This is a genomic window from Arenicella chitinivorans, assembly GCF_014651515.1.
Taxonomy (GTDB): Bacteria; Pseudomonadota; Gammaproteobacteria; order Arenicellales; family Arenicellaceae; genus Arenicella; species Arenicella chitinivorans.
The window spans coordinates 127040-150977 of sequence record NZ_BMXA01000006.1; the positions used below are offsets into that span (position 1 = coordinate 127040).

General features: G+C 49.3%; 19 protein-coding genes. 3 read left to right on the forward strand and 16 right to left on the reverse strand.

The genetic code is table 11. The annotated features are described in order from the left end of the window. Window positions 1–41: 41 nt before the first annotated feature. The 4 genes from IE055_RS14700 to IE055_RS14715 all read right to left on the reverse strand — a co-directional run bounded on the left by IE055_RS14700 (window position 42) and on the right by IE055_RS14715 (window position 5034). Entirely contained in the window at window positions 42–1979 is a 1938-nt protein-coding gene (locus IE055_RS14700; protein WP_189402432.1) for an aminotransferase class I/II-fold pyridoxal phosphate-dependent enzyme, read from the reverse strand. Window positions 1980–2143: 164 nt separating this feature from the next. Next, window positions 2144–2941 (reverse strand): outer membrane protein, encoded by a 798-nt coding sequence (locus IE055_RS14705; RefSeq protein WP_189402433.1) that lies wholly within the window; start codon window positions 2939–2941, stop codon window positions 2144–2146. Window positions 2942–3078: 137 nt separating this feature from the next. Next, window positions 3079–4125, reverse strand: coding sequence for a helix-turn-helix domain-containing protein (locus IE055_RS14710; protein ID WP_189402434.1), 1047 nt, complete (start codon window positions 4123–4125; stop codon window positions 3079–3081). A gap of 12 nt (window positions 4126–4137) precedes the next feature. Continuing rightward, window positions 4138–5034, reverse strand: coding sequence for a GGDEF domain-containing protein (locus IE055_RS14715; RefSeq protein ID WP_189402435.1), 897 nt, complete (start codon window positions 5032–5034; stop codon window positions 4138–4140). A gap of 340 nt (window positions 5035–5374) precedes the next feature. Here IE055_RS14715 and IE055_RS14720 point away from each other — a divergent pair, with 340 nt between their 5' ends. Together IE055_RS14720 and IE055_RS14725 are read left to right on the forward strand one after the other, a co-directional pair. Next, complete coding sequence (locus IE055_RS14720; protein WP_189402436.1) at window positions 5375–7570, forward strand: TonB-dependent receptor plug domain-containing protein; 2196 nt, start codon at window positions 5375–5377, stop codon at window positions 7568–7570. 56 nt (window positions 7571–7626) lie between these two features. Next, on the forward strand, window positions 7627–8979 hold the full coding sequence (locus tag IE055_RS14725) for a phytase (protein WP_189402437.1): 1353 nt from the start codon (window positions 7627–7629) through the stop codon (window positions 8977–8979). Window positions 8980–9160: 181 nt separating this feature from the next. Here IE055_RS14725 and IE055_RS14730 read toward each other — a convergent pair whose 3' ends face one another. The 10 genes from IE055_RS14730 to IE055_RS14775 all read right to left on the reverse strand — a co-directional run bounded on the left by IE055_RS14730 (window position 9161) and on the right by IE055_RS14775 (window position 17230). Continuing rightward, window positions 9161–9355, reverse strand: coding sequence for a DUF6151 family protein (locus IE055_RS14730; RefSeq protein ID WP_189402438.1), 195 nt, complete (start codon window positions 9353–9355; stop codon window positions 9161–9163). A 444-nt stretch (window positions 9356–9799) separates the two neighbouring features. Beyond that, entirely contained in the window at window positions 9800–11524 is a 1725-nt protein-coding gene (locus IE055_RS14735; RefSeq protein WP_189402439.1) for a Na(+)/H(+) antiporter subunit D, read from the reverse strand. Beyond that, window positions 11517–11771 (reverse strand): hypothetical protein, encoded by a 255-nt coding sequence (locus IE055_RS14740; protein WP_189402440.1) that lies wholly within the window; start codon window positions 11769–11771, stop codon window positions 11517–11519. Before IE055_RS14740 ends, IE055_RS14735 begins: the two co-directional genes overlap by 8 nt. Then, window positions 11772–13304 carry a monovalent cation/H+ antiporter subunit D family protein gene (locus IE055_RS14745; RefSeq protein WP_189402441.1) on the reverse strand — a complete coding sequence of 511 codons (1533 nt, stop codon included), beginning with the start codon at window positions 13302–13304 and terminating at the stop codon, window positions 11772–11774. Further along, window positions 13301–14806 (reverse strand): monovalent cation/H+ antiporter subunit D family protein, encoded by a 1506-nt coding sequence (locus tag IE055_RS14750; protein WP_189402442.1) that lies wholly within the window; start codon window positions 14804–14806, stop codon window positions 13301–13303. Before IE055_RS14750 ends, IE055_RS14745 begins: the two co-directional genes overlap by 4 nt. Further along, complete coding sequence (locus IE055_RS14755) at window positions 14806–15162, reverse strand: cation:proton antiporter subunit C (protein WP_189402443.1); 357 nt, start codon at window positions 15160–15162, stop codon at window positions 14806–14808. The genes IE055_RS14750 and IE055_RS14755 overlap by 1 nt, the downstream gene beginning before the upstream one ends. Beyond that, window positions 15159–16139: a DUF4040 domain-containing protein gene (locus tag IE055_RS14760; RefSeq protein WP_189402444.1), complete on the reverse strand. Its 981-nt coding sequence runs from the start codon at window positions 16137–16139 to the stop codon at window positions 15159–15161. Before IE055_RS14760 ends, IE055_RS14755 begins: the two co-directional genes overlap by 4 nt. Further along, a complete protein-coding gene (gene mnhG / locus IE055_RS18115; protein ID WP_189402445.1) occupies window positions 16139–16468 on the reverse strand; it encodes a monovalent cation/H(+) antiporter subunit G in 330 nt (109 codons plus the stop codon). Before mnhG ends, IE055_RS14760 begins: the two co-directional genes overlap by 1 nt. A gap of 22 nt (window positions 16469–16490) precedes the next feature. Then, on the reverse strand, window positions 16491–16757 hold the full coding sequence (locus tag IE055_RS14770; RefSeq protein ID WP_189402446.1) for an MrpF/PhaF family protein: 267 nt from the start codon (window positions 16755–16757) through the stop codon (window positions 16491–16493). After that, entirely contained in the window at window positions 16754–17230 is a 477-nt protein-coding gene (locus IE055_RS14775) for a Na+/H+ antiporter subunit E (protein ID WP_189402447.1), read from the reverse strand. The genes IE055_RS14770 and IE055_RS14775 overlap by 4 nt, the downstream gene beginning before the upstream one ends. Window positions 17231–17694: 464 nt before the next feature. Between IE055_RS14775 and IE055_RS14780 the strand changes: the two genes are divergently transcribed. Further along, entirely contained in the window at window positions 17695–18693 is a 999-nt protein-coding gene (locus IE055_RS14780) for an NAD(P)/FAD-dependent oxidoreductase (RefSeq protein WP_189402448.1), read from the forward strand. Between the two features lie 77 nt (window positions 18694–18770). On the opposite strand, the gene IE055_RS14785 is transcribed toward IE055_RS14780, so the two are convergent. Together IE055_RS14785 and IE055_RS14790 are read right to left on the reverse strand one after the other, a co-directional pair. Continuing rightward, complete coding sequence (locus IE055_RS14785; RefSeq protein ID WP_189402449.1) at window positions 18771–20708, reverse strand: alpha/beta hydrolase family protein; 1938 nt, start codon at window positions 20706–20708, stop codon at window positions 18771–18773. A 106-nt stretch (window positions 20709–20814) separates the two neighbouring features. Beyond that, window positions 20815–23796, reverse strand: coding sequence for a TonB-dependent receptor plug domain-containing protein (locus IE055_RS14790; RefSeq protein WP_229794319.1), 2982 nt, complete (start codon window positions 23794–23796; stop codon window positions 20815–20817). Between the last annotated feature and the right edge of the window lie 142 nt (window positions 23797–23938).

The window sequence follows — 23938 nt, forward strand, 5'->3', positions numbered from 1 at the left end:
TTTTATAGTTTAAATAATTATGGATTTAATATATAAGGCCATCAGCTCTTGGCTGCCAGTCTTTGCTTTAACACCGTTTCAGCGTGTTTTGCCACCACGTAGATATCGCCGTCAAAGCTGCCTTGAATCGTGATATTTTGACTACTCAAGGCGCGAAGATATTCAAGCTGCTCATCGCCAATAACCTGCCCCGGCACAAGCAAAGGAATACCCGGCGGGTACGGTGTTACGAGGCCCGCACAGATCCGTCCAGACGACTCTACCCAGCTCACCGCTTCCCGCTCAGAAAAGAATGCTTCATTAGGTGAACACGCCAATTCGATCGGCGGCAGGCTGGGCGGCAGCCGATTTTTTCGCTGTGATTTAGAGAGCTTAACTTTGCCAGAATCCAGTTTCTTGAGTGCGTTATATAACCGGACAATTTTGGACCGAGTACCACCCAATGTCAGCAATACCAGCAATGTTGAGTGTGTGTACTTCTCGATTTCCAAACCGATTTCATCCAGCAGGTACTTGTGAATATCGCGATACGAGTAATCCAACGCAGAGATATCTATCAGAATTTTCAGTGGATCATGCCCCATATTATCAGCGGTAAAATGGGGGAACATTTCAGCAAACTGATCTGCGCCAAGAATTCGAATCTTACTCAATGAGCGCATCTGTTCCTTGAATTCCGCCACGTGTGTCAAGAGAGACTGGATGATCTTGTAGCCTTCCATCTCCAACTGTTTGTGGCAAACATCGAGCGACGCAATCAGTTGATATTTGGGAGACGTGCTGGAATAGATGTTATACACCTCGCGGAAAAAGTCTTTATCGAAGTCTGGATCATTGATGTGAATGTAGGCTGCCTGAGAGAATGCCGAAACCACCTTGTGCGCAGAATGCGTGACGTAATCCGCACCAGCATTAATCGCCGAATAATAGCGCAAACTCGGATGAAACAGCGAATACGCAAACCACGCTTCGTCGATGAATACCTTCACATTGTGTGCGTGTGCAAAAGACACGATCTGTTTCAAATCGCTTAACAGTCCGTCATAGGTACAACCGGTCAGTACCAACAACGTCGCATCGCTGTGCGCTTCAATCGCAGCTTTTATGTCGTCCAGTGACGGCGGCGCAAACAGGCCGTAATCGGTGTTCAGCACGCTCGACAAATAGACCGGCTGACTCCCGGATTGCAGTACCCCATAGTGGATCGATTTATGGCAATTTCGGTCCACAATCACCTTGTCATCACGACGCAGCAATGTTTGCAACACGATTTTGTTTGAGGTCGATGAACCGTTGGTGACGAAATACGTGTGTTTGACTTCAAAGGTTGCCGCTGCAGCCGCTTGAGCCTGTCCGATACAGTGAGTGCTGTCAGAGAGTGAACCCAAGGAATCGACCGATACCGATAAATCTCCGACAAAAACATTTCGACCATAAAACTGATAAAAATCATTAATATAGGGCGAATTTCTAAAGCTAGATCCACCACTGTGCCCGGGCGTATGCCAAGAGTCGTTGGCCTCCCCGACATAGCGTCGATAAGCAGACCAAAACGGTGTCTCACTGCGATCGTCAAAGTCATTGATGATGTAGCCTAATACCGACTCAGGATCAGACAGCGCGTCGTCACGGAAGAAAAAAGATTCAATGTCGCTCGATTCATCAACAATATTTAAACCGCGCGCATCGTCACCAACAACGTACACGGGTAACTCAAGTCGGATATCTTTAATAGACGAAATTATCTGTGCCTGCTTTTGACTCTCACCATGGGGCGAATGCCAATGTAAGATTACCGCCTGAATATCGCCATCCAGGCGAATTGCCTCCAAGGCTTCATCATCGGTTGTGCATGCTTCCACACACATTTCAACATCGTCGCGCTCAAAGGAATCAATAGTGGCTTCCAGCGCCGATTTAAGATCAATATGCAGGCTCGCATCCTGATCGATTATTAGAATTCTAAGTAGAGGTTTCATGCGTAAAGCGAGATATTTTTTGTGCACTTTACGTGAGAATGTACTGCTAAGCCAGACAATTCAGCGAGCAGTGATGAGAAATCTTAACCTACCCCAAGAAGGGCGTGAGCTACTGAGTTAACAGCCGCACACGCCCCAACAACTTCAGGTCGCTGGCAACTAAGTTAGAACTTAAAGCGCAAACCGATTTCGACATTGGTACTCTTATTTTCAATCTCCAGATCGGCAGGAAATAAGGTCGTCGACACTGCAATGTCATCACTGCCGCGGTATTTTAGCTCTCCTACAATATCGATCGCGTCGTTGATAGCCCAGCTGGCACCAACCGATGCTTGATAAGCCAACCCAGAGTCACTGTCATCGACAATGCCTACACCAGAAGGATTAAAGCTAACATCGGCATCCGCGTAACCTAAGCCAATACCAATAAAGGGCGTAAAGTCGGCATCACCTGCGAAGTCGTAATATGCGCTCAGCATAAGGTAATCAGTCTCGATGCTACCGCGCCCATCAGCCACGATCGCAGCCACACTGGCTCCAAGATTGTCAGATCCAGTGATCAGCACGCCTGCGTCCTCAGAATCGATATTAAGGCTATCTGCGACCACCACACCAGTGTGTCGGTCGACATCATTGTCCTGACGCGCATACTGGATCTCGACACGAAGGTGATCACTGAGGGAGAAACCATAGGCCAGACCGAAATTGTCACCAGAGTCGAACTCGGTGTTCCAACCTACCGATGTACCATCCGGCAATGCAGTGCCAGCTGGGATCGTGGTGCCAGCGCCGGTGGTAAAACCGTTTGGAAATGATCCAGAATTGGACGAGTTGTCGAGGTCGGCGTAGCCATACGAAATCGCTACGTACTGCTCGGCATTCGCTGTAGACGCAGCGGTCATGGCGATTGCGCCGGCAGCCAAAATACCAAATTTACTACGGAAAATAGGTTTATTAGACATGGGAAGATTTCACTCTAAGTTATTACTGTTGTGGGGGGACAACTGTAAACAACTCGACATGAAACTCCGTTTTATGAGTGTAAACAACAACTTACAAATGTCGCAATTACGTGATTCACAAACGTGAGGAACCGGGTTTACGGCCAAAGCGGATAAAAGATGTGTGACTGATCAGATTGAGGCCAAACGCCAGTGCAACGTCGGAACATGCGTCGAAAATTAGCGGTATTACTGTAATTTAGCTGGGTAGCCAAAACGCCTGCTGAGGCGCCTCTAAACAGGTTTAACAGAGAGTGCAAAACCACTCGCTCATCGAGAATTGTTTGGAAACTATATTCGTGCATTTTCAGCTTTCGTTTCAAGGTAGAGGTGCTTTTATGAAAATGGTCAGCACAGGCGGACAAACCCAAACTTGGCGTACTCAGATTCCCGTCGACGTAACGAATGCACTCATCGATCAACGATGGTGCTAAGCGAGTGCGGGATTTGTATTCGCGACACGCCAGTGAATATCGTTGCTGACTCAAGGACGCCATTACCTGATCATTCTGATCTAGCGAGTTCGCGGGGATCGCAATCAAATTGAAACAGGCGTCAAAGACCATCTGATCAGTTAAATAATGATAGTGATCGGCCACATTACGTGGTTCGGAAGCGCTCAAAAAGACCGTTACATGTGGCCGATGTTGAGCGCCATCACGTAGCAAGGCGAGGACCAACGCGGCCGAATAGTTCAAAACAAAATCGGCGTTGGCACCGTGTCCATAACGATCTGCCAGCAATAGATAATGAAATTCCTCATCTTGATACATCTCCAGCCGTATCAATGGGTTTATTAACTGCTGATACTCCATCAGCAGTTGGAGTCGACTCCGCACATTGCTACAGCTTCTAAGCAAGGCCCGAATTGGAAAGGAAAACTGCTCACTCGCCATTGCAGCGGCGCGAAACGGTAACTCAGGTAGCTTTACATTCAAGGACTGAATATTGTCGATCAATTGCAGTAGTTGCTCAGCCGAACACTTGCTATTAGGTTGTATTAGATCATGTAGTTTTATTCGCATTGACCGAAGCAACTGCGTCTCAGGCACGCCGAAATGCAAACTCAAGTCCGCGATGGCACTTAAACTACCGTGCACATCGTGAACCGGATCATGCCTTTCTGTGTACCACCGGTAAGACATCAGCTACCTAAACTAGGTTAATGCGCTGTTGTGGACCCGTATCATATGACGGAGCAACGGCTCACACGTCTGATTTTTCTCCACCAAATCAGCGACTTCGTATACTGCTCCGTCAACTCGAAACCTAACCGCCCGATCATCACTCGCGAAATACGTTAGCGCTTCTATCGATTGCTGGATGCCGTTGGCCAGTGTAAGCGCTTCCTTGTGACTAAGTTGATCAAAGTAGACAACAAAACGCTGCCCAGAGTACCGACAGATCAGATCATTACTACGTATACTCATACCCGTAACGTTGACTAAGTCGATCATAACTTGAGGCGGCATAATCGAGTCGCGCTCCCGGTCCATCATCACAACGTCGAATATAAAGATGGAACCCGACGCAGTGTGGTGTGAACTTGTTACCGTATAGGTCAGAAAGTCCTCCATATACTGCGCATTATTGATACCAGTGAACACATCATGCGATGCGTGATCACGAAAATCCTTTTCGTGTTTTATTCGTGAGGCATTAAAATAATCTTGCTCCTGCTTCCACAAATACAGTCCACCACTTAACACCAATACACCGACCAATGAGGGCATCGACTCCAACACCTTCATCGTCAGGTAGTAGTGATCGATTAAGAAGAACTCGTCTAACAGGTCCCATACTGCGGCCAAATATAAGAACAAGAGCCCCCAAAACAACGTATTGGTAACGATACCTCGGGGGCGTGACAACAAAATCACAGCAATCCAAAGGCCGAACACGAATACCAATGCCCCCTCGCCCAAAATATCCAACGGATTGATTTCTGTGCCTGATTTCCACGGATATTGGTAAATAAATAAAATGACTGGCGCAATGCTCGACGCAATAAAAGCACTCAGTTTAATTAGGTGTAGGGACAAGTAATTTCTCATGGTGACCGTCGTGTCGAATTGAGCAACTGCCACGTTAATTGGACGCAATTCTCCAGTCAACGGCAAGGTGATGTCATATTAGCTCACAAATTTTGCAGCTATATTTCAAAAGGCCCCTTGGATCACGTCATTTCAATCACTTACGCCGTGTTTGTCGGTTGGCAACCATGTGCTAAAAGCTCACCACCTATCTCTAATGACATCGCCGCACCTCAAAATGCAGCGCGCTGGCGCTGCGCCGTAACCCGACTGTAATACACTCGACTTAACGTGCGCCTACCCAGTCATTTTTTTGGGTGAACAACACAACCTTGATAAATCAACTGAGACGGGCACAAGCATGAGCGCAACGGTCAAACACATCCATAATTTAACTCGCACTGCCGTAGCAACTTCCCTTGCTTTAGGCGGGCTACACAGCAACGTCATGGCGCAATCGATATCTGACACCACAACACAGAGCAACTCCGTGGAAGAGCTCGTTGTGATTGGCAGCGCACTGTACCGAGACCGCACTGCGGCCATTGCGCCTCAACTTGAGTACACCACCGACTTTTTTCAACGATTTGAGCCCGTATCGGTTGGTGACATGTTAAAGCGCACACCGGGTGTGGCATTTAGTTCTGATGTCGGAGAGTACGATTCCCCTCAGCTGCGCGGCCTGGGCAATGGATACACACAAGTGTTAATTAACGGTAAAGTGGTGCCGAGTGCGAGTGATGATCGCGCGTTTTTTGTAGATCGAATTCCCGCTGAGATTGTGGATCGAATACAGATCATCCGCAGTCCAAGCGCCGACCTCTCGGGCGCAGGCATTGGCGGTGTCATCAACATCATTCTAAAAGAAGGCCAAGCCTTGAATGGTGGCAGCGCACGTGCCGGCGTTACCAACGTCGATGGCGATGAGAACAAGCTCAACACGTCTTTCGCCTATGGAGGGCAAAGCAACACAGCACAATGGTCGCTTACAGGGTCATTTCAAGAGCGCTTTGTACCCAAAGTGAAAACCGAGGAAGTCTTCGACGATGAACGCAACTTGGAAGAATTTCAAAATGAAAATGATGACCGAGACAGCGACGACCTAACGCTCGGGGGCGATGTGCGCTTCGAACTAAATGAAAAAAACTCACTAAGCTTGTCGGCGAACTACATCAAAACAAAGCGCCAAGAAGATCAGGACGAGACGACATTTGAAGTCGAAGATTCTGAGTTTCAGTTAGCCGAGGCCACTCTAGACGATGTTGATATTGAAGAACAAACTGCGTTGTACGGGATCAGTTGGGAACACGTGCCCAGTGAAAATATAGTTTTCCGTTCGTTCGCAGATTTTAGCAAAGTCGAACTGAGCGAAACGGCCATCGTGTTTGAGGGCGATGACGCGGCCGCACTCGAGCTAGATGAAACGGAGGTGATCATTATCGCAGACGACCTTACTCGGCTCGGTACCGAGTTCAGCGTCAAGACGAGCGACAGCAGCAGTCTCAAATTCGGGCTACACTGGGACGACAAACATCGATCCAACCGACTCACCGTCATCGATGATGAGGGCGACGCCGCCATCCAGGCCTTTGACACCGATGAGCAGCTTATCGCAGGCTTCGTAAAATCTGAGATCGTGATTAATGACGGATTGCAAATCGAGGCGGGTCTGCGGATCACCAATATTGATCGCGAAATTCAGGGTTCAAATACGTCAGATTCTGCGAGCGAGTACGCCAAGACGCACCTGCTCCCGAGCTTCCACGCTTCCTATGCACACCCTAATGGCGGCGTATACCGACTAAGCCTGGCACGCACAATGCGACGACCGGGCTTCGATCAACTCAGCCCTATTGTCTTTGCAGATGAGCCGGAAGACGGTGATGTCAGTGTCGGCAACCCATTGCTTGAAGAAGAACTCTCTACCGGAGTCGACGTCGGCTACGAGCACCCTATTCTGCGCCGCGGGATTATTGGCATCAATGCGTTTTATCGCGACGTCAGTAACGTTATCGAAAACGGTATTGTTGGTGAGTCTGATATCGGTGGCGCGCTATACAGTGTGCGAAACACCGGTGATGGCAGGGTCTGGGGCGTGGAGTTGGACATGAGCTTCCCATTGTCGGAACGTACTGGCTTTTTCGCGAATGCTACGCTTCTGGATTCTAAGATTGTTGACCCCTTCACTCTCAAGAATCGACGTTTTCAAGATCAGCCAGACGCGATCTTCAATATTGGCTTGGATCACACAATTCCTCAATGGGATGCATCAATGGGCTTCAGTTACCAACACCGTGGTGACAGCATAAGTATCGAGTACGGTGAAGAGGTACTGCTTCAATACGATGCAAACCTGGAGATCTTCTTTGAAAAGCGGTTCGTTAATGGCGTCATTGTGCGCCTGACCGGTAACAACCTATTAGATGCGGAGAAAGTGGAGAACTTCACAAAATACGACGGACTGGAAGCACAGCGCCTAGGTTTAGTTGACGAATACGAACGCGAAATTGAATCAGTCGGCCCAAGTCTGGGCTTGACGCTGCGCAAGGCCTTCTAAGGGTCTGAATCCGCTCACCTTCGATACCGTAATTTATCACTCAAAATTAAATAACAATGAAACAAACACACGCTATTGTATTAACTCTGGTCGCGCTTCTCGGCGCGTGCACGACCGCCAACAACACGGCTTCGGTTGGTGGCATTAGCCTCGTCAATTCGACCCTCGATATTAAGCGCTTCAGTGTCACACCAACACTCGAAACACGCGCACTGCCTAAGAATGGGCCGCGCGGATTTGATGCCGATGACCCAGCGATTTGGGTTAACTCAGAGGATGGGCGCTTAAGCTTGGTCGCTGCCACTTTGAAACGAGGCGGGATGGATATCTACGACATGCAGGGGCAACTCATACAACACATCCCTGCAAAGCCGGCGCCCGCCTGTGCAACAGGATTCGGAGCACAGCCCTGCCCTCACGTTGGTGGCCGATGGAATAATGTGGACGTCGTGTACGACTTCAATATCAACGGTGAAAAACACGATTTATTTGTTGTCTCAGACCGCGGCACCGACACGATCGATATCTTTAAGATTGACTACGCTGCTCACCGAAGTGGCGCTGCGCCAGTTCAAAACATCACGTCAAGCCGCAATACACCGCAGATTTTTACGCAATCTCAAGCTGATCTTAATGATGGCGATACCGCATACGGTCTAGCAGCAGTTAAACGCGACTCGACGCATGTCTTTGTTACCCAGAATAATCAGTCGGTCGTCGCGGAACTCATCTTACAAGCAGAAAACAACGGTGAGGTTGGCTACCAAATCGTGCGTCATATGGTGTTCCCCAGCAAGTTCCTCCTGCCCGATCATACCGTCTGGCAGGCATGCACGGACAGCGATGGTGAGTATCCGCACTTTGAAGGAATTGTCGCTGATACCGAGCATAACGCCTTGTATCTCGCGCAAGAAGATATCGGTCTGTGGCGCGTGGCTTTGGACCAGCCTGGCGATGTCGCTCAGTGGTCTCTGTTCGCGCGAGTCAACGACTATGGCAACCCATACACGCGTACCTGGTCAGACGCTGAAGAAGAGTATCATTGCGACCCGGCAACAGATATCAGAACTCAATTTGGCAGCGAGTATCTGCATGCAGACGTCGAAGGTTTAACGCTGTACGACGCCGGTGACGGCGATGGCTACCTCACCGTGTCCAGCCAGGGGAATAACAGCGTCGTGTTGTACCAACGCACCACGCTCAAACCGGTTGCTGTGTTCGATGTTGTAGCTGGCACAATCGACGGGGTTATGGAAACGGATGGCATGATGATTTCCGAGGCAAACCTTGGGCCTGCATTCACGCAAGGTGCTCTTATTATGCAAGATGGTGAAAATCAAGACTCTGAAATCCAGCCTAGCACCAACTTCAAGTATGTCGATTGGAAAGCTATTGCTGATCAGTTGTAACTAAGAAACACCATAGTCAGTCAGGCTACTTGTTCTGACTGACTATACAACTGCAAATCAAACGAAAACCGTTATTAGCGAGTTTTCTGAGAGGCGACATACGGCTTACAAATCAGCCCATCCGGATTGAAATAAGGCGATGGCCGAGTGCGTCTCTTGATCCCGCCTGTCAACATAAACACTAAGGGTTTTTTAACATAGCCGCTGGTGGAAATTTATCATGCGCATCGACTGGTTTGTTATCAATCGCGTTTTTGCCAAATGCCTTCAAAGCCACTGGGCCTAAAGTTTCAAGCTTTTCGGGATCGCTCAATTGTAAGCGATCCCCGATAACCCCAATAAACGGCACTTTTTGTGGACCTAATGTATTTGCCAATGGGGTATTCCAGCGTTTCGCAGGCTATCGATACAATCCCTTCTATGTCAGCTACACACACGCGATATGCGCTTTCCTGGTGATAATCTGACCATGTCTTGGGGATGTCGAAAGCAACTCTGTTGTACCACATTCATCCAGCAGTCTGTCATCAACTCCCATTTCCGAGCATAAGCCTGACAGTCGCAGCACAGCTCTCGATATCAAAAAACTGATCGGAAACTACGTTTATATTGCCTTAAACTTCTCCGCAGCGACATTGGAAATGCACTAACGTCATCGCCTCAATGCGTATAACCCTTAATACGAATCCGAACGCTCGACCGTCAATATGACCGGCTAAAAAATGGACTAGTGTATGGATTGTGACATTGACGCACCCAAGACTGCGGTAACTTGCTGCGACACACTGGCCCAAGGATGAACCACATTCATGATCGATGCTTACAGTAAACCAGGCACATAATAGATAAGCAAGTACACGGTAAGCAGAACGGCGACCCAAACAACCATGGTTTCGATGGGCCAGAGTTTACCGAAATAACCTTTAGGTTCACCCGATTCGACGTCATACGAATTGTGTACCAAACGTTTGATCGACGAAAACACGGATTGTTCAACCGTTATGTATGCAGCATAAATCGCGCCACCGGCCTTGGTCAGCACGTTCGGAGCCAGCCGTCGGTAAAACCAATCGGTATCGAGATTGGTTGACGGCAACTCAGGTGGATACATATTACGCAAATTGAGCCACACGAAAGCCAACGCTGAGAAGAACAATAACTGCAACTGGGTTAAAACATGTGTTACATCATAGGGTTGATAACTATGTTCCCATGGCAACAACGCGTACACGGTCTGTGCCGGGAACGATCCCAGCACCACGCAGGCTATGGCCGCCAGTGTCATAGCGAGCAACATGTTTTTCGGGGGCTCGGTAGTACGAATTCCCGAGTCGTGCGCAAAAAATGCAAAATACGGAATTTTAATACCCGCATGATGGAACACACCGGCAGCGGCAAACAGCAACAACAACCAAACCACATCGTAGCCTTCAGCGACCGCTGCGGCCATGATCATTGATTTCGATACGAAACCACTGAACAATGGGAAGGCCGAAATCGACGCCGCACCAACAATACACAAGATTGTGGTTTTCGGCATGCTTTTATACAAACCGCCGAGTTCCGAACCATTAATCTTCCCAGTCATATGCAGGACTGCGCCCATGGTCATCATCAACAAACCTTTGAAGATCACGTCATTAAACGCATGTGCAACCGCGCCGTTTAGAGCGATGGCGGTACCAATACCGATACCAACAATCATGAAGCCGATCTGGTTAATCAAACTGTAGGCCAACACACGTCGTAAATCGTTTTCGATCACCGCAAAGAAAATCGGAAAACAGGCCATCGTGACACCGATCCAAACCAAAATTTCTTCGCCAGGAAATCCTCTGGCGAACGCATAGACTGCGACTTTGGTGGTGAATGAGGCTAAAAAAACAGTCCCGCTTGGGGTCGCTTCCGGGTACGAATCCGTCAGCCAAGTGTGCATAAATGGAAACGCGCACTTAATGCCAAACGCGAAAAAGATCAACCACGCACCGACTTGCGCGATTCCGCTGTGCTGCAACGAAATCTGGTTGAACAAAAGACTGTTGTTCACCTGCGCGAATATCAATAAGCCAGCAAGTAGTAATACACCAGAGAGCACTTGAATAATGAGATAGCGCATACCAGATGTGTACGCCCGCTCGGTTCGACGCGCCCAAATCAAAAATACCGATGTCAGCGCGAGTAATTCCCAGAACACAAACAGCGTGAGCAAATCCCCTGCGAACACCGCGCCAACCGCACTCGCCGCATAGGCTAGTCCTGCAACATGTTGCACGGTGTCCTTGACGTGCAATGCATACAATACAGCGATAAACGAAGCCAAGTGGAACAGATACCCGAACATCATGCTCAGCTTGTCCACGCGCACTGGCTCCAACGCATAGCCCATGAACTCGAGTGACCAGAACACACCATGCTCCAGCCCCATTAAATTCACCGCCCCGACAACCGGCGCAGCCAAGATAATGACACTTCGCAGCCAACCCCGCAGAAAAAGCGCCACTACTGCGCCAACCATCAGCGGCAAAAAAGGTAGAACACTATTCATCGTAGTAATCTTCCCCGCGCATAAGCAATTTACGCATTTCCTTGGCAATCAAAACCAACACAACGCAACCGACAAAGCCGTATATCGCGTAGAACGCTGGGATCTTTTCCCAATCGTGGTAAATGTGCCGATGGACAACAAAATCGGCGATCACTAAGAGTCCGCAAATGACGTAAAACACCTTCAGCATTTTGCTGATATTTTCGGGCTTGTCGAAGAAGCCTTGGGGTTCATTCTGATCAGCCATTTAGCCACCTCCGTTCAGTGTACTCGTGCTTCCTACCTGAGTAGAAACACCGGGAATCAAATTAATTAAGTCCGTCAACGGCTGCGGATATATAAACAACGCCAGACAGCCGAGTGACGTGACACACAACGCTATAAGTATCGGCATTGGCGCTTCCTTTGTTTCAGCCCATGTCCAAGGTTGTCGTTGCTCGTCTGGCGTATCAAAAAAGGCCTTAATCGGAATCGGTAAAAGGTAGGCGATATTTAGCAGCGAACTGATCATCAAGACAGCCACAATGATTAACTTATCCGCTTCCAACGCGCCAATCGTCAAATACCATTTGCTCCAGGTCCCCGCCATCGGCGGCAAACCGATAATACTGACTGCACCAATCGCGAACGCAGCCATGGTGATTGGCATTTTTCGTCCAAGCCCGCGCATCTCGCTGATGTTTTTCTTGTGTGCGGCCACAAAGATCGCGCCAGCGCAGAAAAATAAGGTTATTTTTCCAACCGCGTGCGTGGCAATATGCAATGCAGCACCGGCACTCGCGACCGAGGTCGCCAGCAATGCGCCGACCACAATGTAACTTAACTGGCTCACTGTCGAATAAGCCAAGCGTGCTTTGAGATTGTCTTTCGTCATCGCGATACAAGACGAGATCAGAATCGTCGCCGCCGCAATGTAAAGCATAAGGTCAGTGGCTACGATCTCACGGAGCGTATCAAGGCCAAAAATATAAATCACAACCTTCAAAATACTGAAAACACCCGCTTTAACTACGGCGACCGCATGCAACAATGCACTGACAGGCGTTGGTGCGACCATTGCCGCTGGTAGCCAGCGATGAAACGGCATGATCGCGGCTTTACCGATCCCGTAACAAAATAGCACCAATAACACACTCAGTATCATCGGGCTGTGCGAGGCATTAAAGATACCGCCGGCTTGAAATTCCAAGGTACCTGTCAAACTATAGGTTCCCAGCACCGCAAGTAACAGAAAGGCAATCGAGGTAGTTAAAAGAATACCGAGATAAATTCGGCCACCTTGCTTGGCCGCGTCATTTCCAGCATGGGTAACCAACGGATACGTTGACAAGGTCAGGACCTCGTAGAACACAAACAAGGTTAGCAAGTTGCCGGAGAAACAAATGGCCATCACGGAACTGATTGCCAATGCAAAACAGCAGAAGAATCGTGTCTGGTTCTGCTCATCATGACCGCGCATATAGCCAATGGCGTAAACGCTGGTAATAATCCACAGGAAGCTGGCAACCAACGCAAACAACACACCGAGCGGCTCAACCGAGAAACTGAGCGCCAGACCAGGGAACAACTCAACAACGTTTTGAGTGAGTTCAACACCACGGAAAGTATAGTCAGTGATCGCTAAAACAACACTGAACAGCACCACGGCGGTAGTAAGTGTGACCGCCTCACGCAAGTTTGGCCATTTACCAGTCGCAACGACAAGCAGGGCACCGACGAATGGCACCAGAATCGACAGTGCAATCAGATTGGATGGCTCGATGGCTTGCCAGAGATTCATTGTGCGATCCCCTGAGCAGCGCTCTCGGTATTGAGGAACAGCCACTCAGCAGCACTACTTGCCGCTTCGGTAGTCAGGCTGGTGTCGATCCCAAAGTAGATGTTGGCGAATACCAGTAACCACATCGGCGCTATCATAAGCCAAGGTGCTTCTTTAACCGGTTCTGAGTCAGGCGACGCCGATTGCAGGTACGCAGCCTCGAGTACACGCCCAATGTAGATGACGGCCAGTAAAGAACCGGCCAGTACGAGCGCTGCGATTGCCCAGTGATTCTGCTCAAGCGCGGCGGTTACTAGATACCATTTACTCACGAAACCGACAGTCAGTGGCACACCAATAATGCTCAAACCCGCAATAGTAAACGCGGCCATCGTCAACGGCATCTGTTTGCCAAGCCCTCGAAATGCACTGATATCGACCGAACCGACACGATAAAAAACCGCACCGACCGCCATAAACAAAGCCCCCTTCATCAGAGCATGATTGAAGATATGAATTAAGCCTGACATCAACCCAGCCACACTGACCAGACTCAAACCCAAAATCATATAACCGATCTGTGCCACGCTGCTGTATGCCAGCACAGTTTTAACATTGCTTTGTACTGTCGCCATGTAAGAACACTTGAAGATAGCAACAATGGCCAAGGCCATGAGGATGAGGTCCATGCCCATTTCTTCAAACACGTGGTTCACGCCAAATACTGTGAAGATAAAGCGAATCATCACATACACCGCCACCTTGGTGGCGGTACCCGCTAGAAATGCAGAAACGGCAGACGGCGCATGTGTGTAGGCTGGCGGCAGCCACATGTGTAAAGGGAATAAAGCAAGCTTGATGCTGACGCCGACCATAATGAAAGCCAGTCCAGTGTTAATGGTTCGACTGCTGTCGTAAAGATCGATTCGGCCTGCCAAATCAAGCATATTAAGCGTGCCCGTTTTCATGTAGAGCATGCCCACGCCGATCAGGATAAACGTGGCACCGATGGTTCCCATCATCAAATAGCGAAACGCCGCGACCAGACATCGCCGATCCGACGCTAGACTGACCAGGGTATAAGTCGCTAACGACGAAACTTCCAAGAACACAAACAGATTAAAGGCATCACCGGTCAGCAAAATACCCGACAAACCTGCAAGACAGAGCAAGTGTGCGGTATAGAACAATGCATGCTTTGACGGCGCGACTTCTTTTTCAATGCTGTCTTTTGCGTACAGCAAGACCAGCGTAGACAAAGCGGTCACAGCCAGTAGGACAAAGGCATTGGCTACGTCGACGCGCAGTTCTATGCCCCACGGTGGCGGCCAGCCACCGACCGCGTAGCTGATGACGTCGTTATCGAGCGCCACACAGAGCAGTTGCCAGGAGAAGTAACACGCCGCAGCACTCACCAGCGTTGCGAAAGCCCAGGCCAGCGAAGACCGTCCGAGAATTAGTACGATGGGGGCTGCGATTAATGGGAGGATAATCGGCAGTGCAGCCAAGTGTTGTTCAAACATTAGATGACGTCACCCTGAGTTTCAAATTCATGCTCTTCAACCGTACCGTAGGCGCGTTTTATTCGGACAATTAGAGACAAGCCCACCGCCGTGGTTGCAACACCAACTACAATCGCGGTGAGAATCAGCACATGCGGCAATGGGTTGGAATACACGTCGACACCTTCGACCAAAATGGGGGCGGTCCCACCATTCACCTTGCCCATGGAGATATAGAGCATAAACACGGATGTCTGGAAAATATTCAGCCCAACAATACGCTTGACTAGATTATTCGCTGAAATAACGATGTAAAACCCGGTCATCATCAAAAACACGACGACCCAGTAGTTGTAGTAATCGAGAATAAAACTCACCGGATGTTTAACCTCGCAACCTGACTGCTAAACGCATAGAAAATACTTAGCATCACAGCAAAAACCGTAATGCCGACTCCAAGCTCAATGATGATGATTCCGTAGTGCTGCCCGTCAATCGGGTTGGCGGCAAGCCGATTATAGTCTAAGAACTGACCACCTTTCGCCATACTGTAGAGACCAACACTGGCGTACAGCAACACACCCAATGATGCCATCACTTGCAGAAATTTTGGGCTCACCACGGCGAACGCATTCGGCAAGCCGAACACCAGCGCATAAAGAATAAAGGCCGCCGCGGCAATGACCCCTGCCTGAAATCCTCCACCGGGTCCAAAATCTCCGTGGAATTGCACGTACAGTGCAAATAGAATGATCAACGGGATAATGAGCTTGGCCACCACATGCAACACCTGATGACTTTTTAATCCGGATTCAGGTGTCGGTGAATTTTCCTCTCGACGCACACCAAGCAGAGCCAACACACCTATCAAGGCGGCAAACACCACCACTGTTTCCCCCAAGGTGTCGAATCCGCGATAACTCGCGAGCACGGAGGTCACCATGTTTGGCAACCCTACTTCCTGTGGCGAGTCGTGAATATAGCGCGGAGCTACATGCTCGTGCACCGGATTATCGGCATGTCCAAACGGTGGCATGTCCAATGTGCCATAGACCAAAACCGCGCCGGTAACACACACCACAACCAGTGGTAGTAGCGATGACCGCGCACATTCTTTCTCGTTCCGACCGGTCAGCGCAAGCGTTACCAGCATCAGAACCGTGGATATACCGGCACCAACCGCAGCCTCTGTAAAGGCCACATCAACCGCATCCAGGTTCACAAAAATTAGCGCCGAAAGGAAACTGTAGATACCAAACAGCATAACCACAGCGAATAAATCCTTGAGAAAGATAATCCGCAAAGCGGTAAGCGCCAGCATCGCCAGCAACACCAGGTCAATCAGCAAACTCATCACATATCCTGCCTTGGTTTCTTCTGATTGGTTTCAGCCATTGCAAGCAATCCGCCATGCCGCGCTGACTTCGCTAGCGCGTGTGAGGCAGTCGGGCTAGTTATCAGCAAAAAGGCCAAAATAAACAACAATTTGGCAGTATTTAGATCAAACGATGTCTGAAGCAAAAACCCGCTGATTAGCAAAATGGCAGCAATTGAGTCTGTCACGCTCGCGGCGTGAACTCGGGTGTAAAAATCGGGAAATCTGAACAGCCCAACAGCACCGCTCAGCCCAAAAAACACACCTGCAATTAACAAAATGCCGCTGACTATGTCCAAAAAAAGCATGTCGAAAAAGGAAATTTAAGGGTTATTCAATCGGTGCGGTGTATTCAAAGAAACGTAACACTGCCACCATGCCAATAAAGTTAATAAGCGCATAGACGATAGCGATATCGAGAAAATCCGGTCGCCCCATCAAATAGCCGACCGCGGCGATAAACAACACCGTCTTGGTACCGAACATATTCACGCCCAAAATGCGGTCATAGACCGTTTTCGCACTGAACGCACGTGCGAGCGCCAACCCCATCACGACAAGGATCGCAATACAAACTGTGGCATACACGGGTGTCATGAGTTGCTACCCCAAATACGAATAATTTTATTCTTCATATGCCCCTCTTTAAGCTCGTCTATCGATGTTTGCCGCAGAGCATGCACGGTGACATCGCCATCTTCAAGATCAACGCTAAGCGTTCCGGGTGTCAATGTAATGGAATTGGCGTACAGCGCACGGCAATCTTCAGGAACGTCACTCGCATCCAGCGTCGCGAGCGTTGGTGAAACTTTTTCGGGCGCGCCCCACACCATTTTCGTGACTTCCAGACTGGACAGTGTAATCTGTCCAATCAACCACGGGATGTAGCGCAAGAATGGAATACCGGTACCAATTGCTTTTGGTTCTTTATCCACTGCATCCATTCGAACCAGAGCTATCAGCACAATAATCACGGATGCGACGCCAAAAAACAGCATCAACGGTTCGATAATGCCGGAAAGCAATAACCAGAAAATTGCGAGCAAGACTGTCCATTTGGCAATATGCATAGACTGTAGGGTTAACGTTTTGATTGTGTTTATTATGGCTAACGGGCGCACCGAGGTCGGACTGTTTTGTGTTTAACAATCTCTTATGACGGCACTGTGTCAAAGGGGTTCAGCAATATTTCTTAGCCAGCCCTCAACATTTTTGGTGTTCGGCGGCGCAAGGAAAAATGCGACAAATTTGACTAACATCCACCAACTCTGATGGGCTCGGCGACTGAGTATACAGCAAAAATTCATGCTAGTAACGACCACTGGCATGGTGTTTTGATGGGTTTCGTTTCACAAATTATTGATTATTGCATTATGTATTATTGATAAATCCAATTCCGCCGCTTTGGTGTCCAAAATGGCCTAAAACTGGCAGCGCCTACGCTCTCTAAAGAGTCGGCTCACCCATCACGCTGACATCGTTCATATTCGTATATAGTACGTCCGAGCTTTAACTGACCAAAACGATATCGCACATGACAAGAGTTGCTATCATCGGCGCTGGCATGACCGGGCTAACAGCCGCGCACCATTTGAAACAACACACCGAGGTTCGTCTATTTGAAAAATCTCGTGGGCTCGGTGGTCGCATGGCAACGCGCCGCACCGACAATGCGAGCTTTGATCACGGCACACAGTATTTTGTCGCCAAAAGTCCAGAATTTAATGCGTTCTTACGTGAGCCGCTATATGCAGGTGCCATTGCTCTGTGGCGGGCGCGCTTTCAAGAGATTGACGGTCAAACTGGCGACACGCTGTCGGAACGTCCGTGGGACGAGGCATTTCCGCATTATGTGGGGACACCGGGTATGAATTCGCTGGCTAAATACTTAGCTCGGGACATGGCGATCCAACGCAGTACGCGGGTCGCACAACTAGAACGCGTAAACGACAGATATTGGAATCTGCACTCAGACCAAGGTGAGCACCTTGGCCAGTTCGACTGGGTAGTACTGAGTTGCCCGCCAGAGCAGACAGCGACCTTGTTACCGAGCAGCTGCGGCTTTAAATCAGCGCTGCCGAATATAGAATTACTGCCCTGCTTTAGCGTCATGCTGGCGTTTTCCGAACCCGTCGCCTTGAACTTCGATGCCGCGCTAATTCGACACGCCGATATTAGCTGGGTAGCGCAAAACAACAGCAAGCCAGAACGAGGCACAACACAATCGATCATCATTCAGTCCAGTAATGAATGGGCAAACCGCCACTTGGAAAAAGACATTAACGGCATCAAACAACATTTAATCAGAGAAGCAGAGCGCATTTTAAACACCGACCTGAGCCGCGCAACTCACAGCGACATTCACCGCTGGCGATATGCAAACACGGTTATCCAACGTGAACACAAGGGTGATGTGTTTATAGATACGACCCTAAAGCTGGGCGCTGCCGGAGATTGGTGCGGCAACGCGCGTGTGGAGTCGGCGTATTTGCACGGCAAGCAGTTGGCTGACGCGGTAACTAACGCGTTGTAGAATCAGGGTATCAGACTTTCTCTGGCGAAAGCCGACACCCTGCTGCCATTCGCCTTGTCAGGCATCAACTCTTATTACTAAAGCCCGCCCGGACCACAGCGCTCAGCCAGGTACTCTTCCAAATTACCCAGCACGTTTATATGGTGTGTCGGCCACCATGGCAAACTGTGCCACAGATCAGGGATTTCATTGTATTCAACCGTCTTACCAGCTTTCTCTAGCGCCTTATAGAACTTCCGAGACTGGTCGACCGGTACACGCTGATCGCGATCGCCATGAAAGATGTAGATCGGAATGCTAGCATCCTCGACATGATCTAGCGGCGATAACCCATCTATTGTTGCACTTTGGAACTCTCGGCCAAACCGGCTATCAAAGGTAATTTTCTCGAAGGTCCGTAGCTCAGAAAGTCCCGCGCCAGCGATAGCACATTGGTACGGTGAATTAGGACGCACTACGGCAGCCATAGCCGCATAGCCGCCATACGAGTAGCCATAAATAGCGATACGATCTTTGGCCGCAATACCCTGCTCTACCAGCCATTGCGCGCCATCGTCCTTGTCGTCCTGCATTTTCTGGCCCCACTCGTTGTCGCCCGCACGCCAAAGCTTGGTACCCCAACCCTCGGACCCGCGATACTGTGGTTGCAACACGGCATAACCACGATTAGCGAGAAATTGCGCCCATAGATCCCAACCGTAAAAATCCCGTGCCCATGGCCCGCCATGCGGCATGACCACGGCAGGGTATGGCGGTTTTCCTGCGCTAGGTTTAGTTAAATAGCCTGGAATTACCAACCCATCTCTGGCCTTGTATTCGACGTACTCCATGCGACTTAGCTTCTTGGGTTCAAGATAAGGAAACTCGCGCCCCAGTGGCAGTACTTCTTGTCGATTTTTGAAGAGATAGTACGCGCCAGGTTCGGTTGGCCCAGACGAACGAACAACTATCAGCGACCCATCAGTAGACATCGATGAAATACGATGCACTTGATCCTTAGGAAGCGCAGAATAGATTAGGTCGTGCAGCGCTTTCTCTCTTTCGTCAGTGAAGACGCGCGTGGTTTTCGCACCGGTCATGACGTAGCCCAGAATTTTACCGAAGTTATCAACGCGACCGCCAACCAAGACGCCCGTCGCCTCAACCCCCTCATCAGCAAAAACCGGCTCGCTCAGCTTGCGAGAGATCAAATCGTACTTGCGGATGACCGACTTATCGGATGTTGTGTTATCAACCACATAGACCTGAACACCGTCCGGGTCAAAAGCGACCGGTTGTAAGCCCTTACCGCCTTTGGCCATCAAAGAATGGTGCACTTCCCACTCCCCGGTTTCAGGGTGTTTATAAGAAAAATCGATTCGTGTGCCTGGTTCACCTGTTTCGATGTTTGTCTTCAACACCACTTCGCCCCAAGCATTGGTGATGGCACTGTTTCTAGGTGAACCTCGGTACACGCGTTTTTCGGTATTTTCACGAAGGTCAACTTCATATAAGTCAGAGGCGAACTCAAGATTGGTGACTTGAATAAGCACCTTGTCTTTTTTAAGCGGCAGTAGGTTCTCGATTTGAACACCAACTTTTTCCTTTGACGCCAAAATTTCGCGTGACTTCGTGATTTTTTGTTTCTTTGCAGAGAACGTAACAAAGTAGATTTTATCCCGAAACCATTTGGTGTTCCTGCCGGCATATCGATAATCATACTTCTGACGTCCATAGACGAGAAATGTCTCATCATTCACCCATTGTACTAACAGAGGTTTGACATCTTTCGGTGACCAAAATACCGGATCAGCAGCTAAATTTGACGCATCCCAGATGGTCACTTGCGGTGCACTGTTTACATCGGTCAAAGTTAGCCCAATCAGGTGCTTAGCGTCGGGGCTGACATTCACACTGTCAATTACTGGGTCGTGGATCCACGCCTTCAAGGGGATTTGTTCCGCGCTCACATCCAATGTGGCGCCCAACAACATCGTAAAACTAATAAGTAGGGTTAGTCGAGTGACAAATTTCATTCTGAATTCTCTGTTGGATTACGGACAATCAGTGTCGGCCACCAATCCGCTCAATAAAAACGGGGCTACTGTGTATCACAGCAACCCCGCCAAGCATTCCACTTTTTTAGAATGCTTTGGAAAACTGCAGTACCACAGTGCGTCCAATCAGATCATACCCGACGCCGGGCAATGTATTGAATACCCGCGTAGCTGAGTCAGAATTTTGACCATCAGACACCAATGGCGGCTGTTTATCGAACACATTTCTGAGCGAAGCAATAACCTCCCATTCATTCGGACTTGTGTAGCGTACCGACATATTATGATACATGGTGGCTGATGTACTATTGAATCGGTCACGGTTGTCGGTATCTGGATCAAACACCGGGTCTTCTTTACTCGAGCTCAGGTAATCCATTCCCCAAAAGAAACGCCAGTCTTTATAGTTGGCAATCAGATCAAGTTGACCTGTCCAGCGAGGAAAACCCCAGTTACCTTCGAGTTGAAACTCATCGCCCAATAGTTCCTGATACTGTTCACGAATATTCGTTGCGGTCATATCAACTGTCAAATCAAAGGTTGAGAACGCTTTGGTGTAAACCAAATCGAAATCATAGCCTCGACTGCGCTCAACTCCAACGTTTAACAAGGAAGCATCAATATCTGTCAAATTACCTTCTGAGTTTCGTGGTGCAATTCGGTCACAGAAAGGACTGGTGAACCCGGGTGAGGTATAGCAGTCACCGACAACGAATCCAACCGTTGGGGAAGCTACTGAATTCTCCAGTTCGATATCAAAATAATTAACCGCAAACGAGAAGTTCGTATCGCTTGGCGTTAACACGAAACCAACCGTGGTGGAATCCGAGGTTTCGGCCTTCAGATCTGGATTACCACCGGTAACCGTACGGATACCCGGCACACCGTCTGAACCAAAATCTGGCGCCAAACCTAGGCTGGCGCAATTATCATAAATTGGATCGCCAGGTCGCAAGCTATCGCCATAATTCACACACGGGTCAAGTAAACCACTTTGGAAACCGGTTTGATCTCCTAGGAACTGCTCGTACAAATCCGGCGCACGGAACGATGTACCATTTGTGGCACGCAATCGCAGTGTCGGGTTAACTTGCCAGTTCAACTGCATGCGAGAGGTTACATCATCACCGAATGAATCGTAGTCGGTATAACGCGCGGCCAAGTTAAGCGTAATATCTTCTGCAAACGGCGCATTCTCAGCCAACGGGAATTCGAACTCGGCATACGCTTCACGTACTGTATCCTTACCAGCGGTGATACCAGCCGCCGTCGTGCTGAAGATGTTGTCACGTTGCGCTTCGATGTCGGGGCGATCATCAATTTTTTCTGATCGATACTCGATACCGAACACCGCTTGTGCCTGACCAGCCCACGTCTTAAACAGTGGACCACCAAGGCTCAAAGCGAGCTGTGATCCGCTGTATTCTGTCTCACCGACCGTGTCTTTACGGATGTAATCAAGATGCGCTTGCGGCAAGTTTCCATTGAGTAAAGCGTCTTCGCTAAACCAGTTTGCAGCGACACAACCGGGATTACCAGCGGCGTCTCGACACACGAGATTGCCATTCCCATCGATAACAGAATCGAGTGACGCAAACAAACGATCAGACAGAATACGCTGCGCTCGATAGGTCCCTTCAGACTTATTGACCCCGATATAACCGTCGTAAGTCCAGTTTTCGGTCAGATCACCCTTCATGCCAACAAACAGATTGCCCCGCTCTACATCAATCTCTGTGCCAGGTCTGAGCACATTCCACGACATCATCACAGGCTGGACCGCAAAGCCACCAAATGCAGCAAGTGGCCCGTTGGTGCCAAATGGGTTGGTCGGATTCGACGCCGGTACCAGCGGAAATAACTGCTGGTATCCGCCAATTGCAGTCGTCTCACGTTTATTATAGTACGCCTCGTAATACACAGTGGACGTACGGCCGAACAGTTCAATATCTTTCTCAGCAAACGACGTCAGTGAGAACCGCTCAGACTCCGAGATCATTTGTGCTATTTCTGGGCTACGTGTATCACGATAAAATCCGCCCTGGTTGTCTAATGGACCTTCGTCTACAGTGGTAAAGTACGGAATACCGAAAGCACCATTGATGTCAAAGTCAAAATTTGGATTCGCTGGCGTCGACCCTGGCGTTAAAGATGGGTCGTAGCGTGCGAAGCCAAACGGTGAGGTCACCAAACCATAAATGGCACCAAAACACAGTTCTTCGCCGGTAACTGGGTCGCGGTTATCAATCGTACCGTCACCGTCTTGGTCGGTAATGCGTGGAAGTGTTTCGCATTTAGAAAAATCACGATCGGTTTCGACCAACTCATTTTGACGCGCGAAATCCGCACCAATATTGAATGACCAATCCTCACCAATGACGCCCCACACGGCATCCATATTATACGTTTCACCACCACCTTCGAGCGGCAAGCTGGATGTGGCATTTAGTTGCAGACCGTCCGCACGTTCCCGTGTGATCACGTTGATTACGCCGGCGACCGCATCAGCACCATACACGGACGACGCACCATCTTTGAGGATCTCAACGCGTGAAACAATCGACGAAGGAAGCGCACTCAAATCTACCGAATTTACCGCGCCACGAACACCTGAGGGGCCCCAACGCTTGCCATTGACTAACACCAATGTTCGCTGCGCGCCTAAGCCGCGTAATGACACCGAGTTCGCGCCAGGACCACCATCAGTTACAAAACCAGAAAACGAGTCGTCAATCTGCTGGCCGGCCGCGATGGTCGAGCCTTGCAGAATATCAGATGTGTCCAGCAAGCCGGCAAGCGCAGACCGTTCACGGGTAATCACTGTCACTGGTGAGTTAGCGGTAAACTCATCGCGTTTGATGCGCGAACCAGTGACGGTTATCTGTTCAATTGCCTTGTCTTCCTCAACCTCGACTGACTCTGTGTCGTCAACGCTCTCAGCAACTGTCTCAGGTTGAGATGAAGAACCTGACTCTGTTTGCGCATAGATAGCGGGCTGTCCAACCAGGTACAGCGGAAGCATCGCGGAAACGAGCCTTTTTAGCCTAATTTTTCTCTTACTTTTCATAAATTTATCCCTATTTTTTAATTATCTAACACCGTAGGATCGAGATAGATATTCGTGGTTTGAACGGCACTTTGTGCGCGATTCATCTCGAGTTGGTTTGCTATATATAGCAAAACATTTACATTTTGTAACGAAAAAGACA